Below are 20304 nucleotides of genomic sequence, written 5' to 3'. Positions count from 1 at the left end.
GCGGAGCGTCATAGCATCAACGTCAGCTAGTCGGTAGCCTTCAGAGAGCCTTGCTTTGTAGAAGTCGTCAAGGTTGCTAATGGCTTCTTTGACGTCCGCTTCGGTGATTTTTTTGCTGTGTCCTTCTTATTCTCTTCACCATCGCTTAGAGAATCGCCAATGGCATCATTGATTGAATCCAACGATTTCAAAGAAATAGACGAGCCATCAATAACATCATCGGTAGTAAACTGGTTTTTCCAGAAATCAACCGCAAATTTGGCTAAGTTTTTCTCGTTCTCATCGTAATCATCGTTTGAAGGGCCATCTTTACGGTTTAGCATGCGCAGCTGTTGTTGCTGCACTTTTAAGGCGTTCGTGGTATCACGTAATGTTGGCTCTCCATTTCGTGTGAACACGCAAGTTTCGCCTTTGATATTTAGTTTAATTTGATATGCCATGCTTAATCTCCTTAGGTATAAGCCGCCCGCTGTTCGCGTATTGTGCATTTACAAGGCGACAATGATAGAAACGGCTCTAGCTAATGTGTGATCTGCGAATTACGAAGCCGGTGTAGCGGGAGTAATAGTCGCGTCTTCAGCAGTCTTAGGGAAAACATATCCATGGAACTTATCAAAATCGAATCCATCGTTGTCTTCACGACCAATCAACACAACATTGCCAGTGTCTTGGTCACCACGAGGAATGAATGAGCCTTCGATGCTGTCAGCGCTCGGATCTGGTGTGCCGTCAACAGTCTTGGTATCAACGCCCGGAAGTGAGAACATTCCCTTGAGCATACCAACCCAAACGTATTTACCATTTGAGAGCTTCGTGCGGAACAAAGTCGCGGCGTAATTAGGACTAAGGTTCTTTGGATATACTTCAACCCCATTAACAACCTTAATGCCAAATAAATCAGACTTCATCTGTGAATCCACATCGTACATTTCGATTGTTTCGGTTGCTTCTGTGATACCACCAGAAAGAATCAAGTACGGGCCATCATCAGCGGACAGCGTCTTTTGCTCTGTTTTAATATCCAATTTCACACTAGATAAGCCTTGAATCTTGCGTGTGCTTAGTACAAAGTCGTCATCACCGACAACCCCGTATTCAAAGGCCGAAGCCCCAAATTTTGCTAACTTCTTATTAGTTGTAACAGCAGTATCTGCCATATTAAAAATCCTCCTTTAGGAAAATAAAAAGGGCTAGCCAATCGGCAGTCCTTGAAACTGAAAGTATCCTGTTGTCATACGGAGGGCTGGGGTATCGCCATCAACGTAGGAGTTGCGATAATACCTTTCCCAGCCAGCCGCATGTAGTACTTGATATATCTGTGTTTCAATTTTTTCTTGTTGATCCCAGTCCGTTTTGTCCACCCAAAAATCTACTTGTACTTTCGGATACTCTAGGATTCTAGAATCGTCAGCATAATCAGCAGCATCACCGGGCAAAGAAGTGATTCTCACCCATGGAGCTAGACTTTCAGGAGTTACGCTTGTCTGGTTATTGAAGTCTGGGGTACCTATATATACCTTGTCAGCAATATCCAAATTGGCTGACAGGATGTCATAAACACGTTTTTCAGGTGCCATTACATCCCGCCTTCCTTCAAGTGGCTTAGGAAAGCAGCGATAACAACTGGCCGCATGACTTCTTGAGTTTCCTCAATGAAATGTTGCGGGTCCTGCATTGAAGTGCCCGAGTTTGGAAAGTGAGCACGCCAGCCAGTATTTTTACCATATCCAACGTCTACTTCTGTTACACCACTCGTTTCACGGACACTTGAAAGCTTGATGTCATCTCTCAGATGTCCGCTCATATCCGTCTCGCCGTCCCACTCAGGCGTATTGCTTTTTAGCTTGTCGGCAAACTTTTGTGCGCCATCTCGGACAGCCGCTCGAGCCTCTTTTGCAACTCCAAATTGGAGCTTGTTAAGATTAGCAAGCAGTTCAGCATCCCCTGTGACTTTTACGCCCATCAGCTCACCGCCTTTGCCGTAATCGTTGTCAGATCGCGCCTATCGTAATCAGGATCAAGCCCTGTGATTTGATATTCATTACCACGCCATTGAATTCTCCAAGTTGGTTGGATTTCCTCTGCGGTCAAAAATCGCACTAAAAAAGTCGGGCTGTCTTTGCGAGTGCCCAACTTCGTCTGTGGATCATTTGCTTCTCTGATTGGTACCTTAGGAACTTCAGCCCAAACCGTCATATGCTTAACCAGCACACCATCAACCGGAACTCCGTTAACCTTTTTTGACTCATAGCTGACGAACGCAATTCTCTCAGTCATTCGATTAGTTCGCATCAGGATCACCATCCTCTTCCGGCAATTCTGAGCGAAGCTGATTGATGATATTTGTGGTTGATGTTTGCAACGGAAAGCGCATGACTTCAGCACCCATACCTCGGTAGTCATAGTCTTCCTTCACTTGCTTCATAAGTGCTGTGAAAAAACGATCCCGAGTTTCTGGATTGCTTAGAAATTGTTCCGGATTTGATCCAAAACTAATAGCCGAACTGATTTCACCACAAGCGTCATGCACCAGTTGCATAATCATTGGGTCTTCGATTGTCTGATCAACTTTCAAGTACATTTTCAGAACCTGAAACTGTTCATCAGTCAGTGGGCTTTTGTCAAGCGTAGTATCCGCCAAGATTAATCACCTACCCAGCGTTAACAGTAACGGCAAGTGTTGAGCTGATGCCATTAGTGCTAAATGTGATTGTCGCTGTGCCCGCTGCCAGATTGGTAATGGTGTAAACACCATCGGACTTCTTAACAACCGTAGCGACGCTTTCATTGCTTGACACAGCCTCGACTGCTTGAGGAGCGCCATCAGGAGTGACTGTCACCGTGATATCTTTTGTGGCACCGACACCACCCGTGAACGTTTTCTGGCTCAAAGTCACTCCGTCAGGCGTTACGCTTTTGGGGTATATGTGAGGAAGTACCCTGCTTTTTCGTCAGCAACAGATACACCAAAGCGCATTCCTGCTTGCAAGAATTGTCCGTAAATCTGATCGTCAACCCAGCGAACCATGAAGTCTGCGCGGTTAGCAAACAGAATCGCCCGCTTGATGTCACCCAAAAAGGCGTGTGCTTCGCCTGCTGCACCCAAAGTATCATCAGATACAACAACAATCGGCATACCAAGAACGCTCTTGCCAGACGGGGTCAAGATACTGTCTTGCAACAAGTAACGGCCATTACCGTCCTTCACCGTATCCAAGAAGTTGTAAAAGCTCTGGGACGCGATGATGACACGTGAATATGCCGGATCTAAGTCCACATTGTTGATGTGCTTCAAATCATCAACGGAGGTAATGCTCTTTGGAGTGAATCCCTTCAGCAGAGTTGCAACGGCACTGTTAGTCGTGTTGACCTTGATTTGTTGCGCGTTTTGAGCAATCAAGCCGACCAAATCAATCGCAGAATCATCAATTGATTCCTGCGAAATTGGCAACGCTTGCCGGTAGGTGTCTACTGACCAGTTGACAGGCTTGAAATCAGGCTTAGCCATTGCCGGGTTCTTTTCCAGTTCAGCAACGGTTGCCATCTTGGTAGTGGCATTTGCAACCGTTGGATAAGTTCCCTTTTGAGTGGAGGCTTGGAAGACATTAGTGAATGGTTTCAGGTCGACCACTGTCTGCAATTCACGCTGTGGCGTATTGACGATGGTATCAGGAATTGTCTCCTTCGCGTCAACAGACTTAACCCCAGCGTTAACTGCATCACTGGCATCAGTAGGATCAGCACGCAAAACCGCAAAGGTACCAACGTCTGTCTTTTCAAAATCAATGCCTTCTGTGTTACGGCCACGGCTGTGAAGATAGGCATTCATAGCGGTGCGATAATTCTGCTGTTCAGGTTTCCGTTTCTTCTTGTCGCTTGGCTGTTCATTGCCTTTCAACGCAGCCTCATATAAGTCACGCTTTTCTTCAAGATCTTTGATCTCTTTATCTGCCTTATCATATTTGGCACGAACGCCTTCTGCCTTCTTCAGGTTTTCCTCGGAATCTTCACCTTCAAGTAAAGAACGAAGTTCTGTCTTCATAGCTGGCAACGCTGAACGCTTTTCATCAAGCTGTTTTTTAACAGCAGCTAATTTTTCATCTAAAGTCATCTAGTGACCCTCCTTGTTTTTTGTACAAAAATAGGCACCGATTATTCGATGCCCTTGAGCAATTCCTCTTTATTCAGTTGATAAAGCATCTTGCGCCGCTTAAGTTCCCATTCTGGCGGCTGATCTAGCGCTTTTATCTGTTCCAACGATCGTGCTCCGACCTTTACCTCAGTGTCTGGATAAGCAGGTGTTGTCACCGGCGAAACATCAAACAGATGATCAATGTTGTTGATTGTGCGCTCGTATTTAACCCCTCGTTCGCTTGACTTTTGCCACTTTTGCGCGTCTTTGTCTGGCGCAATCGTAAATGCAAAGCTTGACTGACTGATAATCCCTTGCCGGACGTTTTCTAGTAAGTCACGACCGAGTTGTGTATCTGGTGGCGTCAGAGTGTACTTAAGTCCAGTGTCGTCAATGGTCAGTTCCAAATTAACGCCAGTGCGGCCTAACACTTGGTTTTGATCATGGTTAAATAGCGCCACGACATTGCTCATATCAGCATTGTCGAGCGCATGGCGGTCAATGTGCTCACGAAAACTAAATTCACCGCCGCCCATGATTTCAGATTTCCGGTCAAATTTAAGCGCATAACCTTCGATGACAGTTGGATGTTTCTCATCCCCATCACGAATTTGCATGGGTGTCGCTGTCATTCGCAGCTCCTTTGTCATTAGCATCACCTCCCTTCAATTGCGATGCGTGTTCAGCTTGATATGCTTCCTTTTGATCAAGGAACACTGTGTTAAGTGTCGACTGAATACGATCCATGTTCGGGTCTTTTAACGGTTTCTTTCCAAGCTCCGCACGTCCCTCGTTTCCAGTCCACAGTCCGCCATTAACTGCTGTATTGACGTCAGCAATCGGCAATCCGTTTACTGATTTTGTGTCAAAGCCAATGCGATACTGATGGCGCTGGTTGTCATCAAGCAACTTTAGTTCAAACTCGCTTGTAATCGGTTCAAAGTAAAATGGAAGATCATTGCGAATATAGTCATCAGCAAGCTGCTTAACTGACTGATTGGGACTATTTTGGGCTAATCGATACGCTGGCACCCGTAAAGCCTTCGCAATCTGCGCTGTTGAATAGTTATTGCTGTTAATCAGATTAAGAACGTTGGTATCAACTTCCAACGGCTGATAATCCATCGTCGCGTCAACTATAATTGGCGATCCAGCATCAGCACCTGCCTGTGCCCTTTCAAAATCTTCACGAATCTTCTGGCGTGCTTCGGCAGATAGGCGGCTCTCTTTTGCTTTGATAATTGAGCCTTTCAATCCGCTCTTGAAGAACTTTTGAAGCGTGGAAACACCGGATTCTTGAAGTCCAATCTCATCACCTAAGGAAAGTAGCGGCGAGCGGCCCATGATGGTGTCATATGAAAAGAACTTCCAATGAATAACATCCTCAAAACTGCAAACTTTTTGAACACTTGCGTTGTATGGTGTGAATCGATAGACAAGATTCTCGGGATCGCTTGTGTCCACCTGCGTCTGTGATGGGGCATAGAACTCAAACATAGCTGGTTCGTTGGTTATCGGATCGCGCACAATCCGCGAATAAGCATTGCCAGTCAAAATTGCATTGACCATCATGGAAAATTTCCACTGATATGCTGATAAACGTTTGTTAACCTTTGTGTTCATCAGATAATCAATGTCAGACAAGTCTATCACTTCATCGGTTGAGCTGTCAGTAATCACTAACGGGAACCGGCTGACGTCACCAGCGACAATTGATACTGCTGTTAGCACATCAGAGTTGCGTAACGCTGAAATCCCAAGATAAGCCCCACGAAATGACGGAATCACCCCTGAATCAAGCAAATTATCAGCCCAATGGGGATCTGCTTCTGTTGCAAGTCCTCGAAATAGCTTCATTCAATCACCTCCCTTCGTTATCAGGAAGCAACAGAATAAAGGCGAGAACAAACAACAATCCGCCGCAAACCATGAATCCAGTAGGCCTATTGATCAAAAAAGCCCCATATCCAGCTAAAATGAAGCCTAAAACAGTGGCAATTCCAGCCATATTTGCGCCAAGAATTCTAAAAAAGTTAGCTAGTTTTCCATTCACGTTCTCACCTCCTAGAAGCCAAAATCATCGCTGAAGACACGCTCATCGTCCAAGTAGTTGTCCAAGTCTTCCTTGAACGCGATGGCATAAGCATCAAGCGTGGCATCAATCATGTCTATTTTGTTAGCATACTTATTCTTATTAATACGGACGCCGTTGTTGTCAGACATTAGAACCGCGTTCATTGCGGCGGCCTGCATAATGCGATTATCTGAATGCTTTATGCGACCGCCTATAACATCATCGCGGAACTGCTTAGTTGGCATTGACAGTGTCAGCGTTCCTTGTCGTACCTGTACCATCGGCCACTCAGGATGATTCTTCTCAATTGCCGTTAGCATTGGTCCAAATTGATAAGGGTCGTACATGATACCTTGAACATCTAAGTCATTACGTTCAATGAAGTCTTCGAGCCATTCATATACCCGATCGTTGTCGATGATACCTGACTCTAAGCTGCTGATCTCTCCTTCGCCGTGTTGTTCAGCAGCCAAGTAGTCAATCCGATCCGTCTTGATTTTGTTATCAATTCCGCCTTTAGAAGCGACAAATGCATAACCATCGAGCCACCACCAGCCTTCTTGCGGGATTAACCAAGTAATGGCAAAAAGGTCGCTTGTACGACCAACATCAATACCAATCCAAGCTCTTTTGCCGCGAATATCAGGCTTTTCACTCAATTCAGCATCCTTCCAAGCATCGAAGTCTAAATAACTATCTTCAGTCGCTTGCCGCCAAATGTTGAAATTCTTGACCAGTTTTGCATTTAAACTGCCATCAGCACGTGCTTGAGATAGCTTTGTGGTCAAATAGTCGGTGATCTGATCATGCACAATATCAACGTCAAGTAGCGGATTCGATTTAATCCAAGAATTGGGGTCATCAACCTCTTGTACGTTGTCTTGTTCAGCAATGAATGCAAAATAGCGTTCTGCCGTTTCTTCACCGGACAACACCTTTTTTGCATATGGATAATTTTGTTGAAACATCGGCACGTTCATGTCGAATCCAGCCGTTGAAATGATGAACGTCAGATAACTAGGCAGTAACACCTGACCTGAGGCAAGGGTTTCAATCATATCTGTTGTTTTAGCGTTGGCATATTCGTCAACCACCGCAACATGGGGTTCATAGCCATCGACAAGTCCTGTATCACGAGAGAACGAACGAATTGTTGATCCGTCGTCTAAATTGACAAGTTCATCTCGCGTAATCTTAACCATTCGTTTGATACCAGGGTCTTTCCGCATGAGCGCACGTAGTCGGTCTTTAACCATTCCGAATACAATGCCGGCCTGCTTGCGATCATTAGCAGCGGTATATAATTGCCGTTTGTTGGCTGGATTCTTTCCGAACAGAAATTCATACAGAATGACTCCAGAAATCAAAAGCGACTTACCGTTTTTTCGTGCCATCGAAATGAACACATCGGTAAATCGCCTTATATTTGGATCATCTTTGTCAACCCAGCCATATATACTGCCAATAATGAATTTTTGAAACGGTGCTAATGGTTGTGGTTTCCCACTTTTTGGTTCTGGCAGAATTTCCATAAATTTAACAGCCTTTCCCGCTAGATTTGGATCATAACGCCATCGCCAATCTGTTCGTTTCAAGTCTTCTTGATGCCGTTTCACCGCGAGATTAACTGCATTAGAAGTAATAAGACGACCGTCCAGCACACGTTTTATAAAATTAGGCATTGGATCTTTAAATTTTGACAACCAGCATCACCTCCATCGCGTCTAGCCAAAAGTATCAATGATTGAATCGTTCTTCTGTGCTTCGGTCTTAGGCATGCTCATCTGCATCCGGCTGTTGACATTAAGGCCAAGATCACTGGCTAGACTTTTAATATTTGCTGTGGCTTTATTCAAGGTGCTAATGTACGCATAATATTCATCTTGATCTCCATTCTTTAAAGCCAATTTCATGTTGACCGATGTGTTTTTGTAAACCGAATACCATGTACAATAGTTTTCCAACTCGGCGCGATCGAGATTTCTAAGTGGTAAGGTCCCCAAAGATTCGATGATTCGCTTGTATTCTTGTTTTGCGACTGGGTCAAGATGATTAGGCGGTGTTACCTGAAGTTTTGGAATGCCATCTTTGGCCATTAATTCCGCATGTAGCTTGGCTTCTTGCCGTTCTTTGGTCAAATCACCCTTAGACATTTGCAACACTTTGTATTTTCCAGCCATTTCCCACTTCACCTCCTAATATCTATATAAAATGGGCTGAGTTTACCCCTGCCGCCTTAAAAATCGTTACAATTTGGGGTGCAAAAAAGAGGCTGACCGTTCTTCTGTTCCAAGAAATGTAACCCCCGATAAAAATGGAAGGGGGGTCTAGCCGTTTCCAGCCCGTGTAGTCGCCCGATAAATTATCGAAAATTTGTTTTTTAATTTTTTATTTTCTTGAATTTTGCAAATTTGTTTTCTGATTTCATTTCGTCAAGTTTGTTCATCGCTTTGATGAGTTGACTCACATCTCGACCTTGCTTGGATAGTCTCTGCATGCATGTGTCACGATCAGTGTCAATGAGTATGTGTTCGACATCTCGACTAGCAAGCAACGATTCTAGCTTCTCATCTGGATATGTCATGACTAACCACACATGGTCAAAGGACTGCTCTGCTTTAAGCTTCCGCAGTATCAGCTCATAGATTAGCTGCACATAATCATTGGCGTCTATATTGCCCTGATGTAATGGCAGGCCTGTTAACGCCGTCATGATATGGTCGTAATCATAGACGAGGTCATGCTGTCCTTGATGTCGCTTGACGTACGTTGACTTGCCACTTGCTGGATAGCCAACGATTACTGTAATCTTCATGGCTCGATGTTGTCCCTTCTTACGCTTGGTTGTCTCACGTCTCGTCTTCCAGTAGTGGCAGTCCCTGCATAAAGCCTGCAGGTTATCCGCATTCGTGCGGTCTTCCCAGTCATCTTCGCTTGGAACAATATGATCAACTAATGAGGCTTGCAAGCCACAGCGTTGGCATAAACTGTTGTCTCTAATCAATATCTGATCACGTAGCTGCTTCCATTCATTACTGTGATAGAACTTAAGGTAGTCCGACTGCTGCTCATTTCGCACACGGTTGTACTGCCTATCCGCCTCCGATCTAACACGAGCATTGGCATCAACCAATTGTGGTCTTCCATTTATAAAGGCGAGCTTCTTACTCGGCATGGGCATCTCCCGTATACGATGTGTTAGTCATGCCCATCACTCCTCATGTAATCCGATGACGATTGCCAATCCGATAAGCAGTGTTACCACAGTAATCATAACTATTAGCGGCATGAATACTAGCATCCAACTCCATGCAATCAAGCCGAATAGCTTAGCCAGCACGAATATTAGTGTGAGCAGTAATAAAAAATTGCACATGCTAAATTGCCTCCGTGTATTGTTTGATCTTGTCAACCCGCAAGTCGCACCATTCATCATGTGTGCCGTCTGAATCGTATTCATTCTTCAATGGCTTTTGGAACTCGATGCCAAGCCGTCTTGCTTTACCTTGAAGCGCGTCGTAGCTAATTCCGAGCTTGTCGGCCGTTTCTCGTCTAGTAAAGCCTTCAGAGGCGAGCTTCCTAATGTCACCGATCTGTTCATCTGTCCATTGCATCTACTCGCCTCCTGAAATATAATGACCGTGAGCAGTTTGATGACGCTGCTCACATTCTCATGAAGAACTTCCCGAGTTCTTAAGCCCTCGGATTCGGCCCCGAAAGCTTTTTTGTTGCTTAAAAAAATTCGATGAGTTAGAATTAAATTGTTCCCAACAGATACTCATTTTCACTCCTCTGTAATACCCTATCTTTAGGCTCTCGGCCCCCAACCGAGGGCTATTTTTGTATCTTCTATAAGGAATGTGCTAATATATATGCGTGAGCAGCGCCTTTTCTCCTCCAAGTCAATCGCTGCTGCTCACACAAGTATTTCGTTTTTTCATTCTTTTGGCTCTTGGACTGGTCTCTGAGGGCTTTTTTAATCCGATTTATTGCTACATGTGTTATACTCTTTTCCGGTACCGTTGTTTCACCTCAGTAAACACCGGTAGCTAGGCCCTCAGTTAATCGCTCAGAGGGCCTTTTTGTTGCACAAAAATAGCACCTCACCGTTTTGCAGAGTGCTTAATACATTGGTTTAATTCTGAATAGATATCTTTTCGAACGTCTTACTTAAAGTTTCGGTCAGCTCAAACAATTCATGAATCGTATCAGCCATAGTGCCATCTGCTACTTTCCAATTAGATTTCACTGTCCACATACTGGGCACAGGGAAGTCAAGGAATCCAGCACTACGTAAAACATTTTGCAGCTTGACAGTTATTTCAAGAACATCATCATTCATAACAGCAATATAGCGCTCTTGATACTCTCTCAATGTCTTTTCCATTATTGAGCAATAGTAATATGAGATTCCTTGAAAATTGTAATATTGATCACCTGAATTGATAAAATGAAATAGTCGCATTGCGTTAAAAAAGTTGTCAGTCAAATATTTGCCGGGATTATTCAAAACATCTCTAAATGTTTCATCGTCGTTTTTTTGTGGGTCATATACGCTTTTATCAACAACCAATGCAGTTAAGTTCGTTTTCAAAGTGGTAATCAGTCTTGGATTAGCTTCTCTTGTTATCTTGTTGAAGCGTTGCCGGTCGCGAGCTTCATCACGTTCAGCAATTATTTTATCTAATATTAACACGGTGATCACAACCTCCACAGGAAACCAAATCATATTTTCAAACATAAATCCCCATACTGATTTTCCTAATGGGCTAACTTTGCCTATTGCTCCGCTGATCATGCAAATTAATGCAAATGTAATCAATTCCCTTATATACTTTTTCACAGCTATCACCTCAAAAAAATAGTACTCCAGCATGAACTGGAATACTACATTGAGGTGATTAAGTGAGCACTGCGCAGCCGTTTTCCGCCGGCCAATCTGGTGCACGTTTGATAGCGCAATGTGGCATGCGGGAATCGAACCCGCCTGACTATCTCAGCCAGTCCTCATTGCCACGCCTTGCCACAGCTTTATCATCACTGAGGCTCGGAGGAAAAATGCGGTGTCTCAGGTTTCTCACCTTTGGCACAATACAATAATAAGGCTTAAATATGGTCAGCTGTTCCCAACTTATTCCCAACATTTTCCCACCTAGATTTTGTGGGGCTGTTCAACTAGTTCACACCAATCAGAAAATGCTAACAGTGCTTCCTTTAAGTCTCTATAATAAGCAGATTTGCTCAAGTGTAGCTCCTCAGCTATTAGCCACCATGGCTTACGTTTATCTAGGGAAACAAGGTATGTTTCGGTTAAAATAATTCTGTATTTTTCTAACTCGACTGATCTAATAGCTTTTTCACAGCAAGCTACATATCGAAGCTCTTCAGCGTGCGATACGAGCTTGTCCTCGGCTTTATTTCCATAGCTGGGTGACTTGGGCATGCCGTCCATCACGGGGCTTCTGAGCGCTGTTTTGGTGCGTTGAGCGAGCCGCTTGTGATGCCAGTAGTTCCTCAAGACCTCTTTGGCGTTTTCAATTGTTTTGTCATGATCAATTGGGCTAAAATATCTCGTTGCTCGCACCACTGCGTCCACTCCTTATGGTATAATAAATTTTGTAAAAGTTTGGGGGATAAGCGTGCCGTAATGGTGCGCCTTTTTATTTGCTTTCATGAGGCCGAATAAGCTCCCATGGATCAATCCCCGCTCCATATGCGATTTTATCTAAGGTGTTGAGAGAAACACTGCCCCTTCCAGAGACGGCGTATTCGAGCGTATTAAGGGGTATCCCAATGTCTTTAGCATATTTGGCTTGTGTCATATTCAGATCATAAATATTTTGTCTGAGATTTTCTGCTAGTGCTCGTTTACTATCCAAACTGTTCACTTCCTTTTCAAGTTAGCCCACATCCACATTGCAGCACCTGAGATTAGCAGCATGACGGCAATCATCATTTCTGCTTATTTACCCAATGAAGGAATGCCAGCAGAATTGCCGCAAGGACATCACATATGATGATCAAATTCATGTTCAACGCTGATGGAGACATATTCCATATGTTGTTTATCATCTGTTTCATTTCTCCGCCTCCAATTTCACGATTTCTCCGGTTTCCTCAACGCGCCAAACACCTAGCACCCATGCAAGAGCGAAGGTGTCCTCATGTTCAAACGTCATCCATGGAGATAAAGAAACTAATGCGGCGTAGCTCATCGCTCCGGATAGAGAGAATTTTTTGTGTTTGAGTTTTACAATCACATCGCCTACCGCTTCCGGAATCACCGGCAGATCATCTGGCAAAGCAGCGTCATAACGTTTTTTGTAGTCATCAAATGTTTCCCTAGGCCAACCATTGAAGAACACCTGATAGCTAGCGAGACGGTTCCAAACCGCATCGAACACGTCCTGCTTCGTCTCATTGCTCATAGCACGCACCTCCAGCCGGTAGTTTCGAACATTGCATAGGAATCGTCAGGGTTCTTCTTTTTCAAGTAATTGAGTTGAAGAACTGCTCGATCACGGTTGAAGTAGATAGGCGATACACGGTGTGCATTCCCAAAATCAGACACCTTGGCAACGAAGTAACAAGCTCTCCCGCCACTTTTTAGGTTCACTTCTTGTTTATTCATCGTTCTTCTCCTTCTTGATCTTCACGAACCCCGCATTTTTCAGAATGCGAATACGATCGGCGTCAGTGATGTGTTCGATGTGGTCAAATTCTCCGTGACTAAGGCCAACTTCCCATTGGGTATCACTTTTGTTTACCTTGAATATGGTTTCGATGAAATTAGGGTTTATCCAAGCGCCGTTTTCAAGCTCAACGAATGCCATCGTCAGTCACCTCAGCAATCGTCATTGGCGGCACTGTTTCCCAGTCTGAAAAGTCATATGCAGCGTCTAAAAACGTATCTGCTTTTTCATAACTGTCAAATGTTGCGATCACCTCATGCGTGAACATGTTCTGGCACTCATACTTCACGTTTTTATTCATCATCGTCAGTTACCTCCAATAATTTCCATCCTTTACACGTTTTGTGCTGTCTCGCGTGATGCAAAGCGTCACTGATAAACCCAGTTGACGTTCCAATTACTGATGCAGCGTGCCTCATAGAATTGAAAGTGACCTTACTTCCGCTTGGGCTTATCCCATAAAACGGCTTTCGCAATTTAGCAGCTGTACGTTCAATTCCATCTCCGTAGTGTCTGTTGTATAGCGGCGTGCAATATTCCAAATTTTCAACGTGATTGTTTTTTCGGTTCATATCTTTGTGATTGACCCATAAATCAGACGGTCCAAAAAACGCCGATGCAACTAATTGGTTCACCCGGTATGCTTTGCGCTTGCCTTGCTTAGACAAAGCAACATACAAATATCCGCAGTTATTCTCATGTTGCTTCATCATTTTGCCCGCACGTCTCTCGGCACAAATTGATCCGGCTGCTGATTTCTGAATGATTGTTCGTGGCATAGATCTAACTCGTCCTTTGCTCGACACCTCATACCAGCCTTCAAATCCAACTACTGGTCTCCATTTCTCAGTCATCGCTATCACACCAGATTTTTTCGCAGTCTTGCAAGCCGTAATGTTCGATCTCTGCTTCGGTGAACTTGCCACGAAGTTTTTTATCCGCTGGGCAAATCGTCAGTAAATCTGTATCGCCGGACTTGTAATACCAAACCTCTTTGGTATGTGGCACCTTGACGTTGTACTTCTTCTCATTTGCCACAGTGTAGCCGTTGATGAGGGCACACATTAGGCGGAGTTCATCATAAGACGTGCCGTTAGCTCCAGGATCAGGATGAGCGTGCATGCTGATATAATTTGCCGGATAGCTGGCCGTCTTAGCCTTATCTAGCATTTTGGCTTCCGCCTTGCTGACCACCTCTGGATTCGGCTTCTCGATCAGCTCGACAACGTGGCCACCATAATCATTAACAAAAGCCTTAGCATTATCTTCGCTGACCATAACCGGACAATACGATTCGGACAATGGCAGAAATTCTGCATATTCACAGTCAAAGTATTTGCCTTCATCGTTCTTTACCGCGTACAGTTTTTCTTCGCTCATTTTTCGTCCTCCTGTTTGACTGGCACCAGTTTGTAGTCCACATCTTCGTACATGACGCCTACAACCTTGCCAGTGTCTTTGCTGATGTAGATGTCATCGAACGTGTCGTCTCCTGTTTTCATTGCTCGGTATCCTTTCCCGCTGCTAATTTCTGAATGGCTTCGTTGTATCTTGCGGGTATCTCTGTTGATTCAATGTGACTTTGTTCAGGTTCTAGCCATTGTCGAATATCAAATTCTTGTTCAACGTCTTTGCTGTGCGGCATCACATTTACTGTGCTGAAATGCAAATAGTCGTCTTCATCGTTCTGGATGAAATATACTTGTCTAGCAGCACGTGTCAGACTGTCACCATGAACAATTGTTGCGTTCATGCCGCGAATGGCACAATTGAATATTAGAAACGGCAACGTGCTATCGCCAAGCTCTTCCAGATGGTAAAAATACATGCTTGGCCGATAATTCCACGGCTTGTGCTTCAAACGGTCTTGTTGCCATCGCTGAATCATCATTGAGCCAGTCCCAGCAGCAACCTCGTAATACTCACTACTGTCGTTCGATCCAACGAGCATGTTAACGAGCTTGCTGATACTTTCCGGAGTGAAATCTTGTTTCTTGTCTTTGCGATCAGCTTGAACACTCATGAAATATTCTGAAAACCAGTCATGTGATACGTCTGTGCTAACGTCTAGAAATTGCTTAAAAAGCTCGTTACGCTTTTGCTGATCCATGACAATCTTCATCAATGCTGCTGGTGCCTGCTGTGCCTCACGAACACCTAACAGTTTGTGAACGACATCTGCTGTGAATTTGTTTGTCATTTTCTCGCATCCTCAATTTGAACGATTGCTTGAAATATCATAATATTTCCATTCTATCGGCAATTGCTTTAATAACTGGTACCGTTACACTATTACCTGCCTGCTTGTATAATTGGCTGTCACTTAATCCAGCTTGCTTAGCACGTTCAAACGCCCAATCTGGGAAACCTTGCAATCGCCAGCATTCTAAAGGTGTCAACTTTCTAATTTTCAAATTATCCGTTAACGTAGCTTGCTCCATGCTAGTCGTTAAGGTATTCGCAACACCATGACCAACCCGCCCTCGTCTGGTCTTACTATTCGGCTGAGAAAAGTTAATGCTGTCGCCCAATTTAGCAACGTCGTAACCCTTCTTAGTTGCTTCATGAACTAAAATCTTTGGCTCTTGACCACCACCTTGCATCGTACTTAGTGTCGGCGAAATACCACTAGAATCATAAACGCGTCCCGGTTGTGGATTACCACCAAAGCATTCTGTATTCATAAGGTTGGCCACCTGTTTTACTTTCGGCGGTTCACTTTCAGCAACATACGATCCTGATCCTTGCGCTTCCCCGTAACGGGTGGTAAGGGTATTTGTTGCGTCTGCCCGGCGATTAGCCTCTCGGTCGCCTTGGACGATAGGAAATACTTTTCTGGTACGTCGTCCTCTAAGATGTCCGACAATGAAGATACGCTCCCGATGCTGAGGGACGACTTCGGCCGAGTCGATAACGTCCCACTCGACATCGTACCCGATTTCGTCCAATTCAATTTGAAGTTTGAGAAAGTCAAACCCTCGGTTAATACTAAGTAAGTTTTTAACGTTCTCAATGAGTAAGTAGCTGGGTCTATCTCCTTCTTTGAGGTCTCTAATAAGCCCTGTAACTGTAAAAAACAAAGAACTACGCTTTCCGGCAGTGAATCCTTTTTGCTTACCGGCGACTGAGATGTCTTGGCATGGAAAGCCGAAGCACCAGCAGTCTGATCTGGGTAACTCACTAGCTCTAACTGTTCGTATATCACTTGCATTCCAAATCCCTTCCACATCATAAATAGCCTGATAGCTTTGCCTAGCAAACTTGTCCCATTCAATCCAGCCAACGCATGTATGACCAGCTTGCTCCATGCCAAGATGAAAGCCACCAATGCCAGCAAACATATCAATAAATTTCATTTACCCACATCCTTTTTATTTGCTTCCTCATGCGCGGATAATCTGGGTACTCACACAAACCAACCACTTCAATTCCAGCCATTTGTTCAGCCAATGCGATGCCACCAATTCCTGCAAATAACTCTAGTGATCTCATTAATTGGCCCCCTTCAATCGATTTCTTCTGCTTCAATCTCAACACGGGGTTGATCGCTGTACCATTTGCCAACATGGATTTCGACTATTTGGTTGTCGTCTTCCCATAAAATACCAGTCAGCGCATCAGACACCGCTTTGTAATAGTTGTCTGTATCCGGCTTAACAGTTGGTCTAATGATGCCGTCCTGTTTTTTCCGCCTAGTAAGCTTGCTACCGGCTTTTTGAATACTCCTGTATACTTTTACGTTTATCCTGATAGAACCCGTCAGAGGCTCAATATGGAGCTCCTGACGTGCAATCTGCTTGATGTATTCTTTGTAGCCACGTGATTTGGGAGGATCATACGTGCTTATATACTTTCCTCGCCGAGAAAACCTAGGCCGCCCTTGAGCAACCGGTTCACCGGGTATTGTTAGCCTTATCACGCTGGTTTCACGTCCTTCAGATAGTATTGACGTTGCTTTCCATCAACCATCTCAACCGTTGTGATTAGTTCTTTAGGTGCCTTGGCGTCAAAAGAAACAGGCTTGTTAATGTCTTGATTTGCTTTTCTGACGTTGTATCGCTCGATCCTGATGATTCGTGCCACACCCCCAAGATCACGCACGCCCATGAATACACGATCAGGCACCACCACCAGATCACCGACCATCATTTTTGGTTTAATTGCTTGCATTTGAGAATTCCTCCTGTAGTTTCTTGTATTCGTCTTCGCTAAATGGCTAACGACTCGCAATCTCTTCATGGCCGTTGTTACGGCTTGGCAACTTTATCTCAAACTCGCTTGCAACTCGCTTCACGAACGTTGTTGACTTACCAATCCGTTTTGCAACGTCAATCAGCGTGTCACATTGTGAGGCTGCTTCTGCAATCCAACGTGCGTATTTGGCACGGGCTTCTTTTCGCTTTTTTGAAATCTTTTTAAGGCCGTTGTTGACTGAAGTATTCAAGATATCGCTGTCATCAACACCGGCTACCGCACGTTTCTCGACAATCGCTTTCTTTGATACAACAATCCGGTTGTTGAACTCTTGCTTCTCGATTTTTGAGAATGCTTCGCTTTTTGAGATGTCTAGCATTGCTGAATTTTCGTAGCGCTTAAGCAATTCAGCTTTGAAGTCGCGCCATACTTTGTCACCTTGCTTGTAAAGACGTACTGTTACTTGTGTCATGCTTTTAGCTCCTCTCGAAGTTCGATGTATTCCTGCTCGCTGATTGGCTGTTTTAGCTTATCGATCGATATATTCATGGCTTTGGCTATCTTTGTAAGTGTGATCCTCATTACCTCTTTGCCACTAAGAAAACTAGCAATCGTGATGCGACTCACGCCAGCAATCAAAGCAAAGCGGTATATTGGCAAGCTGTGATGATCGTCAAGAAAGTTGCGAAGTCGTTCACGTGCCCAATCTTGGCCTGCATTGTTAGTTTCGTCCTCATGCTCAATCATGCTTTTGCCTCCTGCTCAATTAATGGCGCTTCTGAGAAGTCCAGTGTTGCAAAGTGGCTAGCCAGTTTAAGCAACTTGAGCAAGCTACCCGAAACTTCGCCATCAACATAGATGCTCTCCGACGCTTCATGAATCATGCGTGTATTTGCCTGAATAATGCTCTCAACAAGCACGATGATGTCTTGCCACTGTGCTTCAGTAACGTTTAGGCAACCACTGTCATAATCACGTTCAAGGTCCGCTACTGTTTGATTCAAGGACATTCCGTAGGCCAACAGTCGCTTATCCAAGCGTTGCAAATATCTATTCGTCATTTCTTCGGCTGTCACGATCTTTTCCCCCTTACGTCGGTTAGCTTTTCAAAATTTAAGGTGCAATCTTTTGATTTTGGAATAATTCGACTGATGAGTTTGCTGTTGTACATGTGCTCAAGCTCGCTCATCTCGTTGTTCGTTGTGATTATCGTTGATAGACGAGGCATGTTGCTCTCAAAATCAAGGCGGGCATTCGCAACGCGATACATCAGCTCTTGCATATCACGTCTCACTGGCTTGATGTCGAGTTTCATACCGCCTTCTGTGCCGAAGTCGTCCAACAACAGCACGTCGGCCTCTTTCATTGCGCGCTCAATGCCCGCTAAACGCTGGCGAACGTCTGGTGCATCGTATTGCAAGCTCATTAGGTTACTCAGCTCTGCTGTTGAGATAAACAGTCCCGACTGGCCTTGATCGCGCAAGCTGGTTAGCATCGCTAAGGCCAAGGACGTTTTACCCGTTCCACGCGGTCCAAACAGAACCACGTTCTTAGGCACTTCCACCATTTGCTTAGTCAGCTTGTATGCACGGTTCCCCAGACTTCTAGAGTTTTGCTGATCCGTTTGTAGTTCAGGCCGCCATTTGTCGAAAGTAAACTTAGCCGGAACGTTTCCGGGGAAGACTGAGTAGCGATAAATGGCACGTGCCTTTTTACGGTTCAATGCGGCGATAGAGCGTTCGTAGAAGCGCCGTTCAATCTCGGCCTGAGTTGGCAGCTTGCTAACGTCCATTCCTCGCTTTTCGATGATTTTTTGCACGTCCGCACGTGTGAATAGGCCTTTAGTCGACTCCATATCCCCAGTTCTCCTTTGTTTCCGTGTGTTCTAGCCGTCTTCCAGACGAAAACTTGCGATTTGCCTGTGCCGCCATGGTGTCATACTTCGATCTCAGCTTTGACGCGCTTAGAATGTTTGTTTGCCAGAATGAATCGAACTGACACCAGTCAATCATTTTATGAATCTTATCGAATGGCCGATGATCCAACTCGTGCATCTTTCTAATGTCATCAGCCCAAGACTGTAAGTTTGGTTTTCGGTGCTCTGGGTTGTTACCTTTGATCTTCGACCATAGATAAACAGCTTCGATCATTTCAGGAGAGTCGTCAGCGTATTCACGCTTGCGGGAATGGTGACTATCTTCTTTCTTTTCATTCTTTACATTCTTTACATTCTTGTTAGTTGTCAGTTGCTTGTCAGTTGCTTGTCGGTTGCCTGTCAACTCGTTTGTCACTTCTTCAACGCCTTCTTGGTATTTTGCCCAATTAGCAATGGTTAGAAGGCGACCAGAGTTTGTCGATTTGCTTGTCAAAAAACCAACGTTTTCAAACTTGTTCAAGGACGTTCTAACAGCTCGAATGCTGACGCCTTTTCCTGACTTCAATTTGATTGAATCAAGAGATGTGACCATTTGTCCTGGATTGGCAATGAACTTCTTTCCTTGCCATATCCACTTTCGTTCCTTATGGTTGGCCATCAACAGCAATGTGATCATCACGACCTTCTGAACTGGTGTGCAGTCAATCCAGAGGTCGTCATCTAGCAATACTCTGTAAAGCTTGATCCAGCCTCCGTCTGCCATGTGATCACCTCAAATCAGAACGGCAAGTCTTCATCGCTGACATCGATTGGTTGACCGTTGTTGGCAAATAGATCGGCTGTATTGGTTTGTCCTGCTTGTTCCGGTGTGCCGAAAGACGGATTAGAATTTGAAGCAGATGCAGCTTTGCTATCTTTCCAACGATGCTGAATCTGTGGGAAAGCTGTTGGCTCCCACTTCTTGATATGCGGATAGGTTTTACCGTTGTATTCTTCATTTTTGACGGTAACTTTAACGGCATGACCCGTGAAATCTGCAAGCATCGCCGCAAGATCAGCCCACTTCTTATGGTCTGGAATGCCAGCATTTTTGCCAATCATGAATAGGTATCCCATTGCATACTCTCCGGTGTCTTTCTTTGGATATTGGTTGTCGAAGATATGCTTGTTCTGATATTTCTGTGGAACGTCATTGCGTACGATTAGGTCGAACTTGATAAACTCGCGATCTTTGTAGTTATCAAATCCAAAGCGGTTAATAACGCATTCATATACACCATCTTGAATGTCGCCATTTCCTTCTGCTGCTTGTGAGTAGTCCATTGTGATAGCCATG

At 44.5% G+C, this 20304-nt stretch carries 35 protein-coding genes and 1 pseudogene; all 36 read right to left on the bottom strand.

Going from position 1 to position 20304, the window contains the following annotated elements; all coding sequences use genetic code 11:
- Positions 1-26: 26 nt before the first annotated feature.
- The 36 genes and pseudogenes from gpG to LACZS1_RS00265 all read right to left on the bottom strand — a co-directional run bounded on the left by gpG (position 27) and on the right by LACZS1_RS00265 (position 20303).
- Entirely contained in the window at positions 27-440 is a 414-nt protein-coding gene (gene gpG / locus LACZS1_RS00440; RefSeq protein WP_047676100.1) for a phage tail assembly chaperone G, read from the bottom strand.
- A 99-nt stretch (positions 441-539) separates the two neighbouring features.
- Positions 540-1157 carry a major tail protein gene (locus LACZS1_RS00435; RefSeq protein WP_093997703.1) on the bottom strand — a complete coding sequence of 206 codons (618 nt, stop codon included), beginning with the start codon at positions 1155-1157 and terminating at the stop codon, positions 540-542.
- 33 nt (positions 1158-1190) lie between these two features.
- Positions 1191-1577: a phage tail protein gene (locus LACZS1_RS00430; protein WP_093997704.1), complete on the bottom strand. Its 387-nt coding sequence runs from the start codon at positions 1575-1577 to the stop codon at positions 1191-1193.
- On the bottom strand, positions 1577-1963 hold the full coding sequence (locus LACZS1_RS00425) for an HK97-gp10 family putative phage morphogenesis protein (protein WP_015764352.1): 387 nt from the start codon (positions 1961-1963) through the stop codon (positions 1577-1579). Before LACZS1_RS00425 ends, LACZS1_RS00430 begins: the two co-directional genes overlap by 1 nt.
- Positions 1963-2292: a head-tail adaptor protein gene (locus tag LACZS1_RS00420; protein ID WP_005686978.1), complete on the bottom strand. Its 330-nt coding sequence runs from the start codon at positions 2290-2292 to the stop codon at positions 1963-1965. The genes LACZS1_RS00425 and LACZS1_RS00420 overlap by 1 nt, the downstream gene beginning before the upstream one ends.
- Entirely contained in the window at positions 2282-2641 is a 360-nt protein-coding gene (locus tag LACZS1_RS00415) for a head-tail connector protein (RefSeq protein ID WP_093997705.1), read from the bottom strand. Before LACZS1_RS00415 ends, LACZS1_RS00420 begins: the two co-directional genes overlap by 11 nt.
- Before the next feature lie 10 nt (positions 2642-2651).
- Positions 2652-2891 (bottom strand): Ig-like domain-containing protein, encoded by a 240-nt coding sequence (locus LACZS1_RS00410; RefSeq protein ID WP_047676111.1) that lies wholly within the window; start codon positions 2889-2891, stop codon positions 2652-2654.
- 17 nt (positions 2892-2908) lie between these two features.
- On the bottom strand, positions 2909-4111 hold the full coding sequence (locus LACZS1_RS00405) for a phage major capsid protein (protein ID WP_093997706.1): 1203 nt from the start codon (positions 4109-4111) through the stop codon (positions 2909-2911).
- Positions 4112-4152: 41 nt separating this feature from the next.
- Complete coding sequence (locus tag LACZS1_RS00400; RefSeq protein ID WP_015764348.1) at positions 4153-4782, bottom strand: HK97 family phage prohead protease; 630 nt, start codon at positions 4780-4782, stop codon at positions 4153-4155.
- Complete coding sequence (locus tag LACZS1_RS00395; RefSeq protein WP_020752179.1) at positions 4736-5989, bottom strand: phage portal protein; 1254 nt, start codon at positions 5987-5989, stop codon at positions 4736-4738. The genes LACZS1_RS00400 and LACZS1_RS00395 overlap by 47 nt, the downstream gene beginning before the upstream one ends.
- A gap of 4 nt (positions 5990-5993) precedes the next feature.
- A complete protein-coding gene (locus LACZS1_RS00390; RefSeq protein ID WP_003661399.1) occupies positions 5994-6185 on the bottom strand; it encodes a hypothetical protein in 192 nt (63 codons plus the stop codon).
- 11 nt (positions 6186-6196) lie between these two features.
- The gene (locus LACZS1_RS00385; RefSeq protein WP_048487182.1) at positions 6197-7909 is read right to left on the bottom strand and encodes a terminase large subunit; all 1713 of its coding nucleotides are present in this window, start codon (positions 7907-7909) and stop codon (positions 6197-6199) included.
- A gap of 21 nt (positions 7910-7930) precedes the next feature.
- Positions 7931-8386 carry a P27 family phage terminase small subunit gene (locus LACZS1_RS00380; RefSeq protein ID WP_005712753.1) on the bottom strand — a complete coding sequence of 152 codons (456 nt, stop codon included), beginning with the start codon at positions 8384-8386 and terminating at the stop codon, positions 7931-7933.
- 200 nt (positions 8387-8586) lie between these two features.
- Complete coding sequence (locus tag LACZS1_RS00375; protein WP_093997707.1) at positions 8587-9381, bottom strand: HNH endonuclease; 795 nt, start codon at positions 9379-9381, stop codon at positions 8587-8589.
- Positions 9382-9616: 235 nt separating this feature from the next.
- Positions 9617-9820 (bottom strand): annotated as a pseudogene (locus tag LACZS1_RS00370) (GcrA family cell cycle regulator); the annotation flags it as partial.
- A 521-nt stretch (positions 9821-10341) separates the two neighbouring features.
- A complete protein-coding gene (locus LACZS1_RS00365) occupies positions 10342-11049 on the bottom strand; it encodes a hypothetical protein (RefSeq protein WP_093997709.1) in 708 nt (235 codons plus the stop codon).
- Positions 11050-11358: 309 nt separating this feature from the next.
- Positions 11359-11793, bottom strand: a complete 435-nt coding sequence (locus LACZS1_RS00360; RefSeq protein WP_032953806.1) for an ArpU family phage packaging/lysis transcriptional regulator — start codon at positions 11791-11793, stop codon at positions 11359-11361.
- Positions 11794-11866: 73 nt separating this feature from the next.
- Positions 11867-12085 (bottom strand): helix-turn-helix domain-containing protein, encoded by a 219-nt coding sequence (locus LACZS1_RS00355; protein ID WP_093997710.1) that lies wholly within the window; start codon positions 12083-12085, stop codon positions 11867-11869.
- Positions 12086-12283: 198 nt separating this feature from the next.
- Positions 12284-12634: a hypothetical protein gene (locus LACZS1_RS00350; RefSeq protein WP_093997711.1), complete on the bottom strand. Its 351-nt coding sequence runs from the start codon at positions 12632-12634 to the stop codon at positions 12284-12286.
- Positions 12631-12837: a hypothetical protein gene (locus LACZS1_RS00345; protein WP_032798766.1), complete on the bottom strand. Its 207-nt coding sequence runs from the start codon at positions 12835-12837 to the stop codon at positions 12631-12633. The genes LACZS1_RS00350 and LACZS1_RS00345 overlap by 4 nt, the downstream gene beginning before the upstream one ends.
- On the bottom strand, positions 12830-13039 hold the full coding sequence (locus LACZS1_RS00340; protein ID WP_093997712.1) for a hypothetical protein: 210 nt from the start codon (positions 13037-13039) through the stop codon (positions 12830-12832). The genes LACZS1_RS00345 and LACZS1_RS00340 overlap by 8 nt, the downstream gene beginning before the upstream one ends.
- The gene (locus LACZS1_RS00335; RefSeq protein WP_172493397.1) at positions 13026-13202 is read right to left on the bottom strand and encodes a hypothetical protein; all 177 of its coding nucleotides are present in this window, start codon (positions 13200-13202) and stop codon (positions 13026-13028) included. The genes LACZS1_RS00340 and LACZS1_RS00335 overlap by 14 nt, the downstream gene beginning before the upstream one ends.
- Positions 13192-13752, bottom strand: a complete 561-nt coding sequence (locus tag LACZS1_RS00330) for an NUMOD4 domain-containing protein (RefSeq protein ID WP_093997713.1) — start codon at positions 13750-13752, stop codon at positions 13192-13194. The genes LACZS1_RS00335 and LACZS1_RS00330 overlap by 11 nt, the downstream gene beginning before the upstream one ends.
- Positions 13745-14278: a DUF1642 domain-containing protein gene (locus LACZS1_RS00325; protein ID WP_093997714.1), complete on the bottom strand. Its 534-nt coding sequence runs from the start codon at positions 14276-14278 to the stop codon at positions 13745-13747. The genes LACZS1_RS00330 and LACZS1_RS00325 overlap by 8 nt, the downstream gene beginning before the upstream one ends.
- Positions 14275-14400 carry a hypothetical protein gene (locus LACZS1_RS00320; protein ID WP_269461180.1) on the bottom strand — a complete coding sequence of 42 codons (126 nt, stop codon included), beginning with the start codon at positions 14398-14400 and terminating at the stop codon, positions 14275-14277. Before LACZS1_RS00320 ends, LACZS1_RS00325 begins: the two co-directional genes overlap by 4 nt.
- The gene (locus LACZS1_RS00315; protein WP_093997715.1) at positions 14397-15098 is read right to left on the bottom strand and encodes an N-6 DNA methylase; all 702 of its coding nucleotides are present in this window, start codon (positions 15096-15098) and stop codon (positions 14397-14399) included. Before LACZS1_RS00315 ends, LACZS1_RS00320 begins: the two co-directional genes overlap by 4 nt.
- 37 nt (positions 15099-15135) lie before the next feature.
- Complete coding sequence (locus LACZS1_RS00310; protein ID WP_093997716.1) at positions 15136-16254, bottom strand: DNA cytosine methyltransferase; 1119 nt, start codon at positions 16252-16254, stop codon at positions 15136-15138.
- Complete coding sequence (locus LACZS1_RS00305; protein ID WP_274804334.1) at positions 16241-16390, bottom strand: hypothetical protein; 150 nt, start codon at positions 16388-16390, stop codon at positions 16241-16243. The genes LACZS1_RS00310 and LACZS1_RS00305 overlap by 14 nt, the downstream gene beginning before the upstream one ends.
- Before the next feature lie 13 nt (positions 16391-16403).
- Positions 16404-16817 (bottom strand): RusA family crossover junction endodeoxyribonuclease, encoded by a 414-nt coding sequence (locus LACZS1_RS00300; protein WP_093997717.1) that lies wholly within the window; start codon positions 16815-16817, stop codon positions 16404-16406.
- Positions 16814-17068 carry a hypothetical protein gene (locus tag LACZS1_RS00295; RefSeq protein WP_093997718.1) on the bottom strand — a complete coding sequence of 85 codons (255 nt, stop codon included), beginning with the start codon at positions 17066-17068 and terminating at the stop codon, positions 16814-16816. The genes LACZS1_RS00300 and LACZS1_RS00295 overlap by 4 nt, the downstream gene beginning before the upstream one ends.
- 46 nt (positions 17069-17114) lie before the next feature.
- A complete protein-coding gene (locus tag LACZS1_RS00290; RefSeq protein ID WP_093997719.1) occupies positions 17115-17564 on the bottom strand; it encodes a hypothetical protein in 450 nt (149 codons plus the stop codon).
- Positions 17561-17839 (bottom strand): hypothetical protein, encoded by a 279-nt coding sequence (locus tag LACZS1_RS00285; protein WP_093997720.1) that lies wholly within the window; start codon positions 17837-17839, stop codon positions 17561-17563. The genes LACZS1_RS00290 and LACZS1_RS00285 overlap by 4 nt, the downstream gene beginning before the upstream one ends.
- Positions 17836-18168, bottom strand: coding sequence for a hypothetical protein (locus LACZS1_RS00280; protein ID WP_093997721.1), 333 nt, complete (start codon positions 18166-18168; stop codon positions 17836-17838). The genes LACZS1_RS00285 and LACZS1_RS00280 overlap by 4 nt, the downstream gene beginning before the upstream one ends.
- Complete coding sequence (locus LACZS1_RS00275) at positions 18165-18947, bottom strand: ATP-binding protein (RefSeq protein ID WP_093997722.1); 783 nt, start codon at positions 18945-18947, stop codon at positions 18165-18167. The genes LACZS1_RS00280 and LACZS1_RS00275 overlap by 4 nt, the downstream gene beginning before the upstream one ends.
- Entirely contained in the window at positions 18934-19731 is a 798-nt protein-coding gene (locus LACZS1_RS00270; RefSeq protein ID WP_093997723.1) for a phage replication protein O, read from the bottom strand. Before LACZS1_RS00270 ends, LACZS1_RS00275 begins: the two co-directional genes overlap by 14 nt.
- 14 nt (positions 19732-19745) lie before the next feature.
- Positions 19746-20303, bottom strand: a complete 558-nt coding sequence (locus LACZS1_RS00265) for a DUF669 domain-containing protein (RefSeq protein ID WP_093997724.1) — start codon at positions 20301-20303, stop codon at positions 19746-19748.
- Position 20304: the final 1 nt, after the last annotated feature.

Source organism: Lacticaseibacillus zeae subsp. silagei (assembly GCF_030770335.1).
GTDB classification, from domain to species: Bacteria; Bacillota; Bacilli; order Lactobacillales; family Lactobacillaceae; genus Lacticaseibacillus; species Lacticaseibacillus zeae.
Note: the sequence above shows the minus strand (reverse complement) of the source record. Positions and strands in the feature narration are given on the sequence as shown.

What these genes read in the sequence shown, in the direction of transcription:
- LACZS1_RS00290 (WP_093997719.1), bottom strand. Translation starts at nt 17,564, where the DNA reads ATGACACAAGTAACAGTACGTCTTTACAAGCAAGGTGACAAAGTATGG.
- LACZS1_RS00375 (WP_093997707.1), bottom strand. Translation starts at nt 9,381, where the DNA reads ATGCCGAGTAAGAAGCTCGCCTTTATAAATGGAAGACCACAATTGGTT.
- LACZS1_RS00420 (WP_005686978.1), bottom strand. Translation starts at nt 2,292, where the DNA reads ATGCGAACTAATCGAATGACTGAGAGAATTGCGTTCGTCAGCTATGAG.
- LACZS1_RS00310 (WP_093997716.1), bottom strand. Translation starts at nt 16,254, where the DNA reads ATGAAATTTATTGATATGTTTGCTGGCATTGGTGGCTTTCATCTTGGC.
- LACZS1_RS00325 (WP_093997714.1), bottom strand. Translation starts at nt 14,278, where the DNA reads ATGAGCGAAGAAAAACTGTACGCGGTAAAGAACGATGAAGGCAAATAC.
- gpG (WP_047676100.1), bottom strand. Translation starts at nt 440, where the DNA reads ATGGCATATCAAATTAAACTAAATATCAAAGGCGAAACTTGCGTGTTC.
- LACZS1_RS00395 (WP_020752179.1), bottom strand. Translation starts at nt 5,989, where the DNA reads ATGAAGCTATTTCGAGGACTTGCAACAGAAGCAGATCCCCATTGGGCT.
- LACZS1_RS00430 (WP_093997704.1), bottom strand. Translation starts at nt 1,577, where the DNA reads ATGGCACCTGAAAAACGTGTTTATGACATCCTGTCAGCCAATTTGGAT.
- LACZS1_RS00435 (WP_093997703.1), bottom strand. Translation starts at nt 1,157, where the DNA reads ATGGCAGATACTGCTGTTACAACTAATAAGAAGTTAGCAAAATTTGGG.
- LACZS1_RS00275 (WP_093997722.1), bottom strand. Translation starts at nt 18,947, where the DNA reads ATGGAGTCGACTAAAGGCCTATTCACACGTGCGGACGTGCAAAAAATC.
- LACZS1_RS00380 (WP_005712753.1), bottom strand. Translation starts at nt 8,386, where the DNA reads ATGGCTGGAAAATACAAAGTGTTGCAAATGTCTAAGGGTGATTTGACC.
- LACZS1_RS00320 (WP_269461180.1), bottom strand. Translation starts at nt 14,400, where the DNA reads ATGAAAACAGGAGACGACACGTTCGATGACATCTACATCAGCAAAGAC.
- LACZS1_RS00265 (WP_093997724.1), bottom strand. Translation starts at nt 20,303, where the DNA reads ATGGCTATCACAATGGACTACTCACAAGCAGCAGAAGGAAATGGCGAC.
- LACZS1_RS00305 (WP_274804334.1), bottom strand. Translation starts at nt 16,390, where the DNA reads ATGAGATCACTAGAGTTATTTGCAGGAATTGGTGGCATCGCATTGGCT.
- LACZS1_RS00425 (WP_015764352.1), bottom strand. Translation starts at nt 1,963, where the DNA reads ATGGGCGTAAAAGTCACAGGGGATGCTGAACTGCTTGCTAATCTTAAC.
- LACZS1_RS00285 (WP_093997720.1), bottom strand. Translation starts at nt 17,839, where the DNA reads ATGATTGAGCATGAGGACGAAACTAACAATGCAGGCCAAGATTGGGCA.
- LACZS1_RS00335 (WP_172493397.1), bottom strand. Translation starts at nt 13,202, where the DNA reads ATGATGAATAAAAACGTGAAGTATGAGTGCCAGAACATGTTCACGCAT.
- LACZS1_RS00400 (WP_015764348.1), bottom strand. Translation starts at nt 4,782, where the DNA reads ATGACAAAGGAGCTGCGAATGACAGCGACACCCATGCAAATTCGTGAT.
- LACZS1_RS00340 (WP_093997712.1), bottom strand. Translation starts at nt 13,039, where the DNA reads ATGGCATTCGTTGAGCTTGAAAACGGCGCTTGGATAAACCCTAATTTC.
- LACZS1_RS00330 (WP_093997713.1), bottom strand. Translation starts at nt 13,752, where the DNA reads ATGACTGAGAAATGGAGACCAGTAGTTGGATTTGAAGGCTGGTATGAG.
- LACZS1_RS00350 (WP_093997711.1), bottom strand. Translation starts at nt 12,634, where the DNA reads ATGAGCAATGAGACGAAGCAGGACGTGTTCGATGCGGTTTGGAACCGT.
- LACZS1_RS00315 (WP_093997715.1), bottom strand. Translation starts at nt 15,098, where the DNA reads ATGACAAACAAATTCACAGCAGATGTCGTTCACAAACTGTTAGGTGTT.
- LACZS1_RS00405 (WP_093997706.1), bottom strand. Translation starts at nt 4,111, where the DNA reads ATGACTTTAGATGAAAAATTAGCTGCTGTTAAAAAACAGCTTGATGAA.
- LACZS1_RS00295 (WP_093997718.1), bottom strand. Translation starts at nt 17,068, where the DNA reads ATGCAAGCAATTAAACCAAAAATGATGGTCGGTGATCTGGTGGTGGTG.
- LACZS1_RS00345 (WP_032798766.1), bottom strand. Translation starts at nt 12,837, where the DNA reads ATGAATAAACAAGAAGTGAACCTAAAAAGTGGCGGGAGAGCTTGTTAC.
- LACZS1_RS00270 (WP_093997723.1), bottom strand. Translation starts at nt 19,731, where the DNA reads ATGGCAGACGGAGGCTGGATCAAGCTTTACAGAGTATTGCTAGATGAC.